The following is a 12,590-nucleotide window of genomic DNA, read 5'->3' as shown; positions in this document are numbered from 1 at the left end:
GCACCGGGCGGGCTCAAGGATAGCTCACCGTCGTCGCCACCTTGGGCAACGGGATGAATTCCTCCTCGTCGCCCGGGACTTTCGGGAAGCGGCCTTCCTGCCAGTCCGCTTTCGCCTGGTTGATGCGCTCGCGCGAGGAGCTGACAAAGTTCCACCAGACGTGGCGCTTGGTGGAGAAGGCTTCGCCGCCCATGAGCATGACGCGGCCGCCGGTTCCGGATTGCAGTTTCAGGATTGCACCGGGCGCGAGGACAACGAGGTCGTAGAGGGCGAGCGGGTGGCCGTCGATTTCGGCTTCTCCGCCGACGAGCATGACGGCGCGTTCGTCTGCGTCGGCGTCGATCGGCAGGCTGCCGCCCGGGGCGAGCAGGATTTCGGCATAGATCGTGGCGGCGTGCTGGGTGGTGGGCGCAGTCTGGCCCCAGAGGGTGCCCATGATCACGCGGGCGTTGACGCAGACATCCTCCACCAGCGGCAGGGCGGTGACCTGTTCGAAGGCGGGGGCGATCTCCTCCTTGCCGTCGGGCAGGGCGAGCCATGTCTGCATGCCGTAGAGGTGCGGGCCGCCGGGGCGCTCGGTCGCGGGCGAGCGTTCCGAATGGACGATGCCGCTGCCGGCGGTCATCAGGTTTACCTGTCCGGGGCGGATCGTGGCGAAGGAGCCCAGGCTGTCGCGGTGATCGATCGCGCCTTCAAACAGCCAGGTGACGGTGGCGAGGTTGATGTGCGGGTGGGGACGCACGTCCATCGCGGTGCCATCAGGAAGGTGCGCGGGGCCGAACTGGTCGACGAAGATGAACGGGCCGACCATCGTGCGCTGGCGCGAGGGTATGGCGCGGCGGACCTCGAACGCGCCGAGATCGTGGGCGACGGGGGTAATGATCTGGATGAAGGGTTCCGTCATGTCGCGTCCTCCGCATCGAGCAGTTCGAGCAGGTTCACCGGAAACACCGGCTCGTGCCAGTCTGCCAGTTCCGCGCGCGTAAACCAGCGAAATTCCTTGATAAGTTCGCGCTCTATCGCGGTGTGGCCGGATGTGTCGGGGACAAAGCTGCTGGTTCTAACGCGGAAGAAGCGTTCGTCCGAGGTGATCGGTTCGCCCTCGAGCGTCAGGTAATCGTCGGCGCGGGCAGCGACTTCGGGGCCGCAGTGGTCCACCGCGAGGCCCGTTTCCTCGAACAGCTCACGCACCGCTGCCACGGCGAAATCCTCGCCGGGATCGCATTCGCCGCCCACGCCGCACCAGAACGGACGGCGGTCCCTGGGCGCAAAGCGGATGAGCAGGAGGCGGTCGTGCTCGTCGAGGATGAGAATGCGGGCGGCGCGGCGGATGCGGCGGGAGGTGGTCATCAAACCTGGTCCCTACCGCAACCGTCACCCTGACCTTGTTTCAGGGTCCATCTCTCGACATCAGCGGACGGTGCGAGCGGGAAGATGGATGCCGAAACGAGTTCAGCATGACGGAGTTCGGTTGGCGAGGCAGGTGCGTTATTCACCGGGCGCGCGGGCCTTGATCGCGAGCGCATGGACGCGCTGGCCGGGGATATCGCCCAGGGCCTTGATGACCATGCGCTGGCGGGCAAGGCGTGACTGGCCGGCGAAGGCGGCGCTTTCGATCTCCACCGTGAAATGCGATTCGCCGGTGCCGTCGTCGCCCATGTGGCCCGCGTGGCTGGCGCTGTCGTTGATGACCGCGAGATGGGCGGGGGCGAAGGCATCGGCCAGAAGCCGTTCGATTTCCTGTGCGATTGGTCCCGTCATGGCTTCCCTTCCTGATGCTCCGTCGCCATGTGGGAGGCAAATGCGAAACGACAAGTTCCACGGTCGCGTCCAGGGCACAGGGCGCATATGCAACGCCCCCGGATGCGACGAGCCGGGCGAGTTCCGCGCGCCCGGCGTGCGGTCGTCGGGCTTCGACGGGCCGGGCGATTATCGCTGGTTCTGCCTGGAACACGTGCGGCAGTTCAATTCGGGATACGATTTCTTCGCGGGCATGACGCCGGAGGAAATCCTGAAGGCGCAGTCCCCCATCGCCGGGTGGGAACGCGAGACGCGTGCCTTCCGCCCCGATGCGGGGATTGACCAAGCGCCGCGCTGGGCCGATTATGCCGATCCTCTCGAGGCCATCGCCCGGCGGGCCAGGGCGCGGCGGGACGATCACCAGAAGGCCGCCGATGCGGCACGGCGCGGAATCAGCCCCGATGAGCGCAAGGCCTACGATGCGCTGCACCTGGCCTATGATGCCGACCGGGGCGCGCTGCGCCGCCGCTATTCCGAACTGGTGCGCAAGTACCACCCGGATCGCAATGGCGGCGACCGCACGCAAGAAGGGCGGTTGCAGGAAGTGGTCGAGGCCTACAACCTGCTGCGGGCCAGCGCGCTCTTCGCCTGACCCGAAGAGGGCGGCTCCTTTGCGGAACCGCCCTTCACTTTCCGGCTTATGACGGGCGACCGAGGTTCATGACCTTGGTCCAGGCCGCGACGAAGTCGTTGACGAACTTCGCGTTGGCATCGGCCGACCCGTAGACTTCAGAGACCGCCCGCAGTTCGGAGTTGGAACCGAACACGAGGTCGACGGGGGTGGCCGTCCACCTGGTCTTGCCGGTCTTGCGATCAAGCCCTTCATAGACGCCGTCGGTCGCCGCCTTCTGCCACTTCGTCTCCATGCCCAGCAGGTTGACGAAGAAGTCGTTGCTGAGCGTGCCCGGACGATCGGTGAAGACCCCGTGCCTGGCCCCGCCGGCATTGGCATCGAGCGCGCGCAAGCCGCCGACCAGCACGGTCATTTCCGGCACCGAAAGCGTCAGCAGATTTGCGCGTTCGACCAGCATTTCCGAAGGCGAAAGGCGGTTGGCGGACGCATCGTAATAGTTGCGGAAGCCATCGGCGGCAGGCTTCAGGAACTCGAACGACGCGACATCGGTCTGGGCTTGGCTCGCGTCGGTGCGGCCGGGCGTGAACGGCACCTCGACCGTGACGCCGGCCTTTGCCGCGGCCTGTTCTATTGCGGCATTGCCGCCCAGCACGACGAGATTGGCCACGGAGACCTTCTTGCCGTCCTTTGCGGCGCGGTTGAACTCGGTCGCGACGCCTTCGAGCGCCTTCAGGACCCTTGCGAGTTCCGCCGGATTGTTGGCCGCCCAGTCCTTCTGCGGAGCGAGGCGGATGCGTCCGCCATCGGTGCCGCCGCGCATGTCGGTGCCGCGGAAGCTTGCCGCCGAGGCCCAGGCCGCGCGCACCAGTTCAGGCCCGGTGAGCCCGGTGGCGAGGATGCGCCCCTTGAGCGCCGAGACGTCGGCCGCGTCGATCATGGCGTAGGTGGCCTTGGGGACGGGGTCCTGCCAGATCAGTTCCTCGGCAGGCACCATCGCGCCGAGATAGCGCCAGCGCGGGCCCATGTCGCGGTGGGTCAGCTTGAACCATGCGCGGGCGAAGGCATCGGCGAAGGCGTCGGGGTTCTGGCGGAACTTCGTGGTGATCTTGCGATAGGCCGGGTCCGTCTTCAGCGCGAGATCGGTGGTGAACATGATCGGCTTGTGCAACTTGTCCTTGACGTGTGCGTCGGGGACGAAGGTCGCGTCCTCCTTGGGCACCCACTGGATCGCGCCAGCCGGGCTGCGGGTCTGGACCCATTCGAACGCATAGAGGTTGTCGAGGTACTGCGTGGTCCAGGCGATCGGGTTGGCGGTCCACGCGCCTTCGAGGCCGCTGCTCACGGTATCTTCGGCATTGCCCTTGCCGCACTTGTTGTTCCAGCCCAGACCCTGGTCCTCGACGGCTCCGGCCGCCGGATCGACGCCCACGCAGCCTTCCGGCTTGCGCGCGCCGTGCGCCTTGCCGAAGGTGTGGCCCCCGGCGATCAGGGCGACGGTCTCTTCGTCGTTCATGGCCATGCGGCCGAACGTCTCGCGGATGTCCTTTGCCGCGAGCAGCGGGTCGGGATTGCCGTTCGGGCCTTCCGGATTGACGTAGATGAGGCCCATTTGCACCGCTGCGAGCGGGTTCTGGAGCTTCCGGTCGCCGTGGTAGCGCTGGTCGGCCAGCCACTTGTTCTCTGGCCCCCAGAAGACCTGATCGGCCTCCCAGTCGTCGGCGCGGCCACCCGCGAACCCGAAGGTCTTGAAGCCCATCGATTCGAGCGCGACGTTGCCAGTCAACACCATGAGGTCCGCCCACGAGATCTTGCGACCGTACTTCTGCTTGATCGGCCAGAGCAGACGGCGGGCCTTGTCGAGGTTGACGTTGTCGGGCCAGGAGTTGAGCGGTTCGAAGCGCTGCTGGCCGCCGCCGGCACCGCCGCGCCCGTCGGCGGTGCGATAGGTGCCGGCGCTGTGCCATGCCATCCGGATGAAGAACGGACCGTAGTGGCCGTAGTCGGCCGGCCACCAGTCCTGCGAGGTCGTCATCAGCGCCTCGATGTCCTTCTTCACCGCGGCGAGGTCGAGAGTCTTGAATTCCTCGGCATAGTTGAACTTGCCGCCCATCGGGTTCGATTCAACGCCGTGCTGGCGAAGCGGCGAAAGGTCGAGGCGATTGGGCCACCAGTCCCTGTTCGACATGGGGGTGGCAGGCGCGGTTGCGGCGGGCGCGGCGGTGCCTTCGGCGCGTGCTGCGGCAGGCAGCAGGGCAGGGGCCATCGTTGCCGCCAGCAAGGCGACCTTGGAAACTGAAAACTTTCGCATGGATGCCTCTCCATCGGGATGAAACCATGCGGATCCGCTGGAAAATCGATTAATCCTGCAGAAAGGAAAGGGAAAACCGATTTTTCCCCTTACAGTTATCGAAGCTCGCGAAGATTGCGGGATTGTGTCCGCGCAAACGAAACGGGGCCCCCGAAGGAGCCCCGCAGCGTTTCAGCGATGTCGCTTGCGATCAGGCGGCGACGGGTGCCGCATCGCGGACCGACTGGTCGACGTGGTCGGCGAACTGCTGGAAGTTGTCGACGAACTTGCGCACGAGTTCCTGCGCCGTCTTGTCGTACTCCTCGCCGTCGGCCCATGCGCCGCGCGGGTCGAGCAGCTTGGTGTCGACGCCCGGAACCTCGACCGGAACTTCAAAGCCGAAGTTCGGGTCCTTGGTGAAGGTCGCGCTGTTGAGGCTGCCGTCGAGAGCGGCGTTGAGCAGGGCGCGGGTGGCCTTGATCGGCATGCGCTTGATGCCTTCCTGCGTGGCCTTGCCGCCGGACCAGCCGGTGTTGACCAGCCAGCACTTCACGCCGCCCTTGGCGATGCGCTCCTTGAGGAGGTTGCCGTAGACCGACGGGTGACGCGGCATGAACGGCGCGCCGAAGCAGGTCGAGAAGGTGGCTTCCGGTTCGGTCACGCCGATCTCGGTACCGGCGACGCGGGCGGTGTAGCCCGAGAGGAAGTGGTACATTGCCTGGTCAGGCGTGAGGCGCGCGATCGGGGGCAGGACGCCATAGGCATCGGCGGTGAGGAAGATCAGGTTGGCCGGAACCGGGCCGAGGTTTTCCTCGCTCGCGTTCGGGATGAAGTCGATCGGGTAGGAACCGCGGCTGTTCTCGGCGAGGCTGTTGTCGTCGAGGTCGATCGTGCGGGTGACCGGATCGATCACGACGTTCTCGAGCACGGTGCCGAAGCGCTTGGTCGTCGCGAAGATTTCCGGTTCGGCTTCGGCCGAGAGGCGGATCATCTTGGCGTAGCAGCCGCCTTCGAAGTTGAACACGGCGGTGTCGGACCAGCCATGCTCGTCGTCACCGATGAGCGTGCGCGAAGCATCGGCCGAAAGCGTGGTCTTGCCGGTGCCGGAAAGGCCGAAGAATACGGCGGTCTTGCCGTCGGGGCCGACGTTGGCCGAGCAGTGCATCGGCATCACGCCCTTTACCGGCAGCAGGTAGTTGAGGATGCCGAAGACCGATTTCTTCATCTCGCCGGCATAGGCCGTGCCGCCGATCAGAATCAGCTTTTCGGTGAAGTTCACCGCGATCACGGTCTCGCTGCGGCTGCCGTGGCGAGCCGGGTCGGCGCGGAAGCTAGGCAGGTCGATGATCGTGTATTCCGGCACGAACGAGGCCAGCTCGTCGGTGGTCGGGCGCACCAGCAGGGTGCGGATGAACAGGTTGTGCCACGCGAGTTCGTTGATCACGCGCACCTTGACGCGGTGCTCCGGCTGGCTGCCGCCGAACAGGTCGGCAACGTAGAGGCGATCCTTCTCGCCCAGCGCCTTGATGAAGTCGGCCTTGAGCGCGGCGAAGTGCTCGGGCGACATCGCGACGTTGGTCTTGCCCCACCAGACGGTGTTTTCGGTTTCGGCATCGCGGACGATGAACTTGTCCTTGGCCGAGCGGCCGGTGTGCTTGCCGGTCTCGACCACCAGCGGGCCATCGACGCAGAGCAGGCCTTCGCCGTTGCGGACGGCGTGTTCCACCAGGGGCGCGGTGCCGAGGTTGGCGAACAGCTCGGCCGGTTCAGGGTAGCCCTGGCTGGCGAGGGACACGTTCAGGGTGGTATCGGACACTTGGGGCCTCCCGTTGGTGGCGCACGAGCAGCGACATGCCGCCCTACGCACGGATTGCGAATACGAATGCGCTGATTCTCGGATCGCGCATAGTGTCCTGCAATTGCTGCGTCAAATGGCACAGGACAACGAAGATTTTTGCGCAGCAAGTTGCGTGTCGTGCAACTTCGTTTCGTGGTGCCTTTTCGGCAGAAAGTTGCAAGCTTTGCCGGCTACCGGTATCCAGCCCCACCATGGTCACCCCGCAATCCGTCCGCCCGGAAGCGCCCGATGCGCCGCGAACGATCGCGCTGGTGGATGACGACCGCAACATCCTGACCACGGTTTCGATCGCATTGCAGACCGAAGGCTTCGCCACCCGTCTCTACAACGATGGCGACACGGCGCTGAAGGCCATGCTGGAAAACCCGCCCGACCTTGCCGTGTGCGACATCAAGATGCCGCGCATGGACGGGCTCGAACTCCTGCGCCGGCTGCGCGAGAAGAGCGAGCTGCCGCTGATCTTCCTGACCAGCAAGGACGACGAGGCGGACGAGGCGCTTGGCCTGTCCATGGGCGCTGACGACTATATCGCAAAGCCGTTCAGCCAGCGCCTTCTGGTGGCGCGGATCAAGGCTATCCTGCGGCGGAGCGAGATCGTGCGGCGCGAGGCCGAGGAGGAGCAACCTGGCGAACCCTTGCCGGAACCCATCCGGCGCGGAAGGCTGGTGATGGACCCGGCCCGCCACGCCGTGACGTGGAACGATGCGCCGGTATCGCTCACCGTCACCGAGTTCCTGATCCTCGAGGCGCTCGCGGTTCGGCCAGGCGTGGTCAAGACGCGCAACCAGCTCATGGACGCGGCCTATCATGACGACGTTTTCGTCGATGACCGGACGATAGACAGCCACATCAAGCGCCTGCGCCGCAAGTTCCGCGTGGCCGACCCGGCCTTCGGCGCCATCGAGACGCTATACGGGGCAGGGTACAGCTTTGCCGAGGAGTGACGAGGCCCCGCTTCCCAGGCCCCGGTTGAGGCGTCTGCCGCGTATCCGCGGCGTTTCGCTCACCACCCGCATCCTTTTCGTCAACGTGATAGCGCTGGCGCTGCTCGCGGGTGGCTTCTTCTATCTCGACAGCTATCGCACCCAGCTTATCGACGAACGCTTCAAGCTCGCCCGGGCCGAAGCCGAGATCGCGGCAGACGCGCTTGACGAAACGCCGATGGCCGAACGGCGGCGCCTGCTGGTCCGGATCGGGCAGGAGCAGGTGCTGCGCCTGCGGCTCTACGACGCCGAAAGCCGGCTGGAGGCGGACAGCTTCGCGCTTGCCCCGCCGTCGTTCGCGCTCGTCGATCCGGAAAGCGAGCCGTGGTACCAGAAGGCGGCGCGGCTGCTCGACCGGGGCGTGGACTTCATCGTCAATGCGCCCAGTGTCGAGCGTTACAGCGACACCGCCGAACAGCCCGCCGGGCAATGGCCCGAAATTCGCGCCGCGCGGGTATCGGGGCAAACCGAGGTGTTCCTCCGCTATGCGCCAGACCGCACGCCGGTCATCACTGCCGCGACGCCGGTGGGGACGAGGGGCGAAGTCCTGCTCACGCTGCGCAACGCGCTCGACATCACCCAGTCGGTCCGCGATGCCCGCCAGACGCTGGTCATCATCATCGGCATTGCGCTGTTGCTGTCGGTCCAGCTTTCGCTGTTCCTCGCGCGAACGATCGTCCAGCCGCTGCGGGCGCTGGTGCGCGCGGCGGTGCGCGTCCGTCTCGGGCGGGAGCGCGAGGTCGTGGTGCCGCGACTTCCGGATCGCGGCGACGAGATCGGGCTTCTGGCACGCGCGGTGTCGGACATGACGACCGCGCTGCGCCAGCGCATCGACGCGGTCGAGATGTTCGCGGCGGATGTGGCGCACGAACTGAAGAACCCGCTCGCTTCGCTGTCGAGTGCGCTGGAGACGATGGAGCGGGTGGAGGACCCCGCACTTCGCCGCCAGCTCGCGGGGATCGCGGCGCACGACGTGCAGCGCATCGACCGCCTCATCACCGAAATCGCCGACGCGAGCCGCATCGACGCCGAACTCAGCCGCGCGACCTTCGTCCCGCTGGACGTAGCCGCGCTGGCCTCGCAGGTGGTGGGCGCGCGCGACGTGCGTGCCAATGTCTCGACGCCCATCCGCTTCTCCAATGGCGGTGGCGACACGGTCGTTGCGGGCGATGCCGCGCGGCTGGAGCGCGTGCTGGAGAACCTGCTCGACAATGCGGTGTCCTTTTCGCCACCCGGTGGCGAGGTCGAAGTCGTCGCCTGGGGCGATGGCGAGGCCGCGCACCTTTCGGTGTCCGACGAAGGGCCGGGCATCCCGGCGGGAGAGCGCGACAAGGTATTTGAGCGGTTCCATTCGGTGCGCCCGGAAGAGGAAGCGTTCGGGGCGCATAGCGGCCTCGGTCTGGCCATCGCGCGGACCATAGCCGAAGCTCACGATGGCGCGCTCGTGATCGGCGACCGTCCGGACGGAAAGGCGGGGGCCTACCTCGTGCTCAGCCTTCCCCTGCTCGCGGAAGAAAGCGAATGAGCGTTGTCCGGCAGGCGGGGTGCGTTGCGATCGGCGGGCGGGGGCTGCTCATCGAAGGTGCGCCGGGTACGGGCAAGTCCAGTCTCGCACTGGCACTCATCGACAGGGGCGCGACGCTGGTGGGGGACGATGGCGTGCTGTTGCGCGTGCAGGGCGGACGCTTGATTGCCGCGCCCCACCCGCACATTGCTGGCAAGCTGGAAGTCCGCAACGTCGGCATCGTCGACCTGCCGGTTTCGGCGCCCGTCCCTGTATCCCTGCTGGTCCGGCTGGACGTCGATGCGCCGCGTTTCGTCGGCACGCCGGACGTCATGGAAATCTGCGGCATCGCGCTGCCGCTGGTCAGGCTGTGGCCCGAATCGCCGGTCCTCCATCTCAGGGCGGAAATGGCGCTGTCGGTCCATGGGTTGACGACCTGCTGACGGTGGACAGGTCGTCCTCGCGGACTTTCCAAGCGCGCCACGAAGGCGCAAAGCGATAGCCATGTCCGCGGATTCGGCACCCCAGCGAATTCTTCTCGTCACCGGCCTGCTTGGCGCGGGCAAGACGACTGCGCTGCGCACGCTCGAGGACATGGGGTGGGAGGCGATCGACAATTTTCCGATCCGCCTGCTCGACCGCCTGCTCGAGACAGAGCCCGGCTCGGCCCGGATGGAGCCGGGGGCGCCGATGGCCATCGGCTTCGATACCCGCACGCGCGGCTTCGATCCTTCGCGCACGATCGAACTGGTCAAGAAGCTGTCGCAGCGCAGCGATCTCCAGATCACGACGCTGTTCCTCGATTGCGCGGGCACCGAGCTTGAGCGGCGCTATAACGAGACCCGCCGTCGCCATCCGATGAGCGAGGACAAGCCGGCGGCGACGGGCATCGCGGCTGAGCGCGAACTGCTTGAACCGCTGCGACGCTGGGCGGACGTGGTGATCACTACAACCAGCTTCACCACCAACGACCTCCAGCAGGCGATTCGCGATCAGTTCGGCGGCGAGATCGCTACTCCGACCACGATCACGATCAGCAGCTTCGGCTTCTCGCGCGGAATGCCCCCGCTGGCCGACCTCGTGTTCGACATGCGTTTCCTCGCCAACCCGCACTGGGTGGACGACCTGCGTCCCCAGACAGGGCGGGACAAGGCAGTGGGCGAATATATCCGCAAGGACCCGGCGTTCGACGAGGCATTCGAGCGGATCCGCGATCTCCTGCTGCTCCTGCTTCCCCGATACCAGGAACAGGGCAAGGCCTACGTCCATATCGCGTTCGGCTGTACCGGCGGGCGTCACCGTTCCGTGTTCATGGCCGAGCAGATCGCTTCCGCCTTGCGCGAAGCGGGATTTTCTCCCACATTATTGCATCGCAACCTGTCGTCGCGGGCAGCCGACCTGCTCGAAGGCGTCAAGGGATAACGGAATGGGCGGGGCAGTACTGGAAGTCATGCATTTCGATACCCAGTCGTCTTGCGTCCCCCGTATTCACGCCAAGCCTGCGTTAAGCCGCGCTTCGGCAGGATACACGGTCGCACCTCGGAGCCTGTCCCTTTCATGATCGGTCTGATTCTCGTTACCCACGGCGCCCTTGCCGATGAATTCATCCATGCGATGGAGCATGTGGTTGGCCGGCAAAGCGATGTCATCGGCGTCTGCATCGGCCCCAACGACGACATGGAGAAGCGCCGCAAGGAGATTGCCGACGCGATCAAGCGCGTGGACAGCGGCGAAGGCGTTATCATCCTGACCGACCTGTTCGGCGGAACGCCCTCCAACCTCGCGATCTCGCTCATGCAGGCAGGCAAGATCGAAGTCATTGCCGGTATCAACCTGCCCATGCTGATCCGCCTGGCCAAGGCGCGCAACTGCATGGGCGTCAAGGAAGCGACTGCGGCGGCGCGCGACGCCGGACGCAACTACATAACGATCGCTTCCGAATTTCTCGGACAGGATGCATGATATGGCGGAACAGGGCGCGCAGCAGGGATACGTCACTCGCGAAACGGTGACGATCGTCAACCAGCGCGGCCTTCATGCCCGGGCCAGCGCGAAGTTCGTGAATGCCGTGGCCAAGCTGCCCGAGGGCTTCGACGTGACCGTCGCCAAGGATGGGACTGATGCCAATGGCGCCTCGATCCTGGGACTGATGATGCTGGGCGCCGCCCGGGGCGACACTGTCGACGTAGCTGTTGCCGGGCCCGAGGGCGAGGCCGACGCGATCCTGATGAAGCTCACCGGCCTGATCAAGGACGGCTTCGGGGAAGACTGAAACAGCTTGCGGGCGGTTGCCGCCGCGCGCTGGCTGCCGCATGGGGGCGCGATGACCCGCAAGATCATCACCGGCTATTCCAACCCGACGGTAAAGTTCGTCCGCAGCCTGCGCGAGAAGAAGCATCGGCGGCGCGAGCGCAAGTTCCTTGCCGAGGGACTGCGCCTGCTGACGGATGCACGTGAAGGCGGGCGGCTGCCGGAAATCCTCCTGATGGCCGAAGGGCGCGAAGCCCATCCGCTGCTGGACGAACTGGAACAGGCGGTGGACGCAGCCGGCGGCGAGGTGATCGAACTGCCGCTGGATATCCTGTCCAAGGTCACCGGCAAGGAAAACCCGCAGGCCGTCGCCGGGGTCTTCGCGGAATGGGACACATCTATCAGGCTGATAGATCGCAACGCCGCGCCGATCTGGCTGGTCGCCCATGCGATGCGCGATCCCGGGAACCTCGGCACCATGCTGCGCACCGCCGACGCGGTGGGCGCGGGCGGGCTCATCCTGATCGACGATTGCGTCGACCCCTTCTCGGTCGAGGCGGTGCGCGCCAGCATGGGTGCGATCTTTACCGAAAAGCTTGCCCAGGCGCGGTGGGACGAGTTCATCGCCTGGCTGCGCGCGGGTGAGGGGCAGCTGGTTGCCGCTTCCCTGCGCGATGCCGTGCCTTATCGCGGCGCGCCATACGTCGCGCCATGCTTCGTCATGGTCGGCAACGAATCGCGGGGCCTGCCCGAAGATTACGAACTGGCTTGCGACCTGCGCGTGACGATGCCGATGAAGGGCCGGGCCGACAGCCTGAACGCGGCCGTGGCAGGCGCGGTACTCGCTTACGAAGTGCTTGCCACGCTCGAGCGATAGGATCGGACTGTCCGGTTAATCCCCCGGTCAGTCGCAAGGGCGCATGTCTGTCTCATGCGCAGTGTCCTTGCCCTTATCGTCGCCAGCGTCACCCTTGGCGGTTGCGCGACCGCCCCTTCCGGCGGCGAAGGACTCTCGGGCACGCATTGGGCCATCGTGCGGATCGACGGCGCGGCGCCAGTCGCGCCAGCAAAGGCCGCGATGCGCTTCGACGAGGACAGGCTCGGCGCGAACGTCGGATGCAACGGGATCGGCGGGGAATACCGGGTAGAGGGCGGGCGGTTGATCGCCGGCCCCCTGATGGCGACGCGGATGTTCTGCGAAGGCCCGGTGTGGCAGCAGGAAGAAGCGGTGAACGCGCTGCTTTCGGCGGCTCCCGAGATTTCGCGCAGGGGCCGTTCGATGCGGCTGACGTCGGGCGGCCACGCGCTCGATCTCCAACTCAAGGCGGAATAAG

General features: G+C 66.1%; 14 protein-coding genes. 9 read left to right on the top strand and 5 right to left on the bottom strand.

Going from position 1 to position 12,590, the window contains the following annotated elements; genetic code table 11:
- Window positions 1-13 precede the first annotated feature (13 nt).
- The 3 genes from SARO_RS14770 to SARO_RS14760 all read right to left on the bottom strand — a co-directional run bounded on the left by SARO_RS14770 (window position 14) and on the right by SARO_RS14760 (window position 1,761).
- Window positions 14-904: a pirin family protein gene (locus tag SARO_RS14770; protein WP_011446552.1), complete on the bottom strand. Its 891-nt coding sequence runs from the start codon at window positions 902-904 to the stop codon at window positions 14-16.
- Window positions 901-1,350 carry an NUDIX hydrolase gene (locus SARO_RS14765; protein WP_011446551.1) on the bottom strand — a complete coding sequence of 150 codons (450 nt, stop codon included), beginning with the start codon at window positions 1,348-1,350 and terminating at the stop codon, window positions 901-903. Before SARO_RS14765 ends, SARO_RS14770 begins: the two co-directional genes overlap by 4 nt.
- 138 nt (window positions 1,351-1,488) lie before the next feature.
- Entirely contained in the window at window positions 1,489-1,761 is a 273-nt protein-coding gene (locus SARO_RS14760) for a BolA family protein (protein WP_011446550.1), read from the bottom strand.
- A gap of 40 nt (window positions 1,762-1,801) precedes the next feature.
- On the opposite strand from SARO_RS14760, the gene SARO_RS14755 reads away from it, so the two are divergent.
- Window positions 1,802-2,392, top strand: a complete 591-nt coding sequence (locus SARO_RS14755; RefSeq protein WP_011446549.1) for a J domain-containing protein — start codon at window positions 1,802-1,804, stop codon at window positions 2,390-2,392.
- Between the two features lie 46 nt (window positions 2,393-2,438).
- Here SARO_RS14755 and katG read toward each other — a convergent pair whose 3' ends face one another.
- Window positions 2,439-4,682 (bottom strand): catalase/peroxidase HPI, encoded by a 2,244-nt coding sequence (gene katG, locus SARO_RS14750; RefSeq protein ID WP_011446548.1) that lies wholly within the window; start codon window positions 4,680-4,682, stop codon window positions 2,439-2,441.
- A 190-nt stretch (window positions 4,683-4,872) separates the two neighbouring features.
- The gene (locus tag SARO_RS14745) at window positions 4,873-6,477 is read right to left on the bottom strand and encodes a phosphoenolpyruvate carboxykinase (RefSeq protein WP_011446547.1); all 1,605 of its coding nucleotides are present in this window, start codon (window positions 6,475-6,477) and stop codon (window positions 4,873-4,875) included.
- A 233-nt stretch (window positions 6,478-6,710) separates the two neighbouring features.
- Between SARO_RS14745 and SARO_RS14740 the strand changes: the two genes are divergently transcribed.
- The 8 genes from SARO_RS14740 to SARO_RS14705 all read left to right on the top strand — a co-directional run bounded on the left by SARO_RS14740 (window position 6,711) and on the right by SARO_RS14705 (window position 12,589).
- Window positions 6,711-7,463: a response regulator transcription factor gene (locus SARO_RS14740; RefSeq protein WP_011446546.1), complete on the top strand. Its 753-nt coding sequence runs from the start codon at window positions 6,711-6,713 to the stop codon at window positions 7,461-7,463.
- A gap of 34 nt (window positions 7,464-7,497) precedes the next feature.
- Complete coding sequence (locus SARO_RS14735) at window positions 7,498-9,027, top strand: sensor histidine kinase (protein ID WP_041551288.1); 1,530 nt, start codon at window positions 7,498-7,500, stop codon at window positions 9,025-9,027.
- Entirely contained in the window at window positions 9,024-9,449 is a 426-nt protein-coding gene (locus tag SARO_RS14730; protein WP_011446544.1) for an HPr kinase/phosphorylase, read from the top strand. The genes SARO_RS14735 and SARO_RS14730 overlap by 4 nt, the downstream gene beginning before the upstream one ends.
- 61 nt (window positions 9,450-9,510) lie before the next feature.
- Window positions 9,511-10,428, top strand: coding sequence for an RNase adapter RapZ (gene rapZ, locus SARO_RS14725; RefSeq protein WP_011446543.1), 918 nt, complete (start codon window positions 9,511-9,513; stop codon window positions 10,426-10,428).
- A 135-nt stretch (window positions 10,429-10,563) separates the two neighbouring features.
- The gene (locus SARO_RS14720) at window positions 10,564-10,968 is read left to right on the top strand and encodes a PTS sugar transporter subunit IIA (protein ID WP_011446542.1); all 405 of its coding nucleotides are present in this window, start codon (window positions 10,564-10,566) and stop codon (window positions 10,966-10,968) included.
- Between the two features lies 1 nt (window position 10,969).
- Complete coding sequence (locus SARO_RS14715) at window positions 10,970-11,278, top strand: HPr family phosphocarrier protein (protein WP_011446541.1); 309 nt, start codon at window positions 10,970-10,972, stop codon at window positions 11,276-11,278.
- A gap of 51 nt (window positions 11,279-11,329) precedes the next feature.
- Window positions 11,330-12,133 (top strand): TrmH family RNA methyltransferase, encoded by an 804-nt coding sequence (locus SARO_RS14710; RefSeq protein WP_011446540.1) that lies wholly within the window; start codon window positions 11,330-11,332, stop codon window positions 12,131-12,133.
- Window positions 12,134-12,187: 54 nt separating this feature from the next.
- Window positions 12,188-12,589: an META domain-containing protein gene (locus SARO_RS14705; protein WP_011446539.1), complete on the top strand. Its 402-nt coding sequence runs from the start codon at window positions 12,188-12,190 to the stop codon at window positions 12,587-12,589.
- The last annotated feature ends 1 nt before the right edge of the window (window position 12,590 follow it).

Source organism: Novosphingobium aromaticivorans DSM 12444 (assembly GCF_000013325.1).
In the GTDB taxonomy this organism is placed as follows: Bacteria; Pseudomonadota; Alphaproteobacteria; order Sphingomonadales; family Sphingomonadaceae; genus Novosphingobium; species Novosphingobium aromaticivorans.
This window is presented reverse-complemented; position numbering and strand designations above follow the sequence as displayed.

Bases quoted from the DNA above. Each gene is read 5' to 3' on its own strand.
- SARO_RS14755 (WP_011446549.1), top strand. From the start codon at position 1,802: ATGCGAAACGACAAGTTCCACGGTCGCGTCCAGGGCACAGGGCGCATA.
- SARO_RS14715 (WP_011446541.1), top strand. From the start codon at position 10,970: ATGGCGGAACAGGGCGCGCAGCAGGGATACGTCACTCGCGAAACGGTG.
- SARO_RS14765 (WP_011446551.1), bottom strand. From the start codon at position 1,350: ATGACCACCTCCCGCCGCATCCGCCGCGCCGCCCGCATTCTCATCCTC.
- SARO_RS14770 (WP_011446552.1), bottom strand. From the start codon at position 904: ATGACGGAACCCTTCATCCAGATCATTACCCCCGTCGCCCACGATCTC.
- rapZ (WP_011446543.1), top strand. From the start codon at position 9,511: ATGTCCGCGGATTCGGCACCCCAGCGAATTCTTCTCGTCACCGGCCTG.
- SARO_RS14705 (WP_011446539.1), top strand. From the start codon at position 12,188: ATGCGCAGTGTCCTTGCCCTTATCGTCGCCAGCGTCACCCTTGGCGGT.
- SARO_RS14720 (WP_011446542.1), top strand. From the start codon at position 10,564: ATGATCGGTCTGATTCTCGTTACCCACGGCGCCCTTGCCGATGAATTC.
- SARO_RS14710 (WP_011446540.1), top strand. From the start codon at position 11,330: ATGACCCGCAAGATCATCACCGGCTATTCCAACCCGACGGTAAAGTTC.
- SARO_RS14730 (WP_011446544.1), top strand. From the start codon at position 9,024: ATGAGCGTTGTCCGGCAGGCGGGGTGCGTTGCGATCGGCGGGCGGGGG.
- SARO_RS14740 (WP_011446546.1), top strand. From the start codon at position 6,711: ATGGTCACCCCGCAATCCGTCCGCCCGGAAGCGCCCGATGCGCCGCGA.
- SARO_RS14760 (WP_011446550.1), bottom strand. From the start codon at position 1,761: ATGACGGGACCAATCGCACAGGAAATCGAACGGCTTCTGGCCGATGCC.
- katG (WP_011446548.1), bottom strand. From the start codon at position 4,682: ATGCGAAAGTTTTCAGTTTCCAAGGTCGCCTTGCTGGCGGCAACGATG.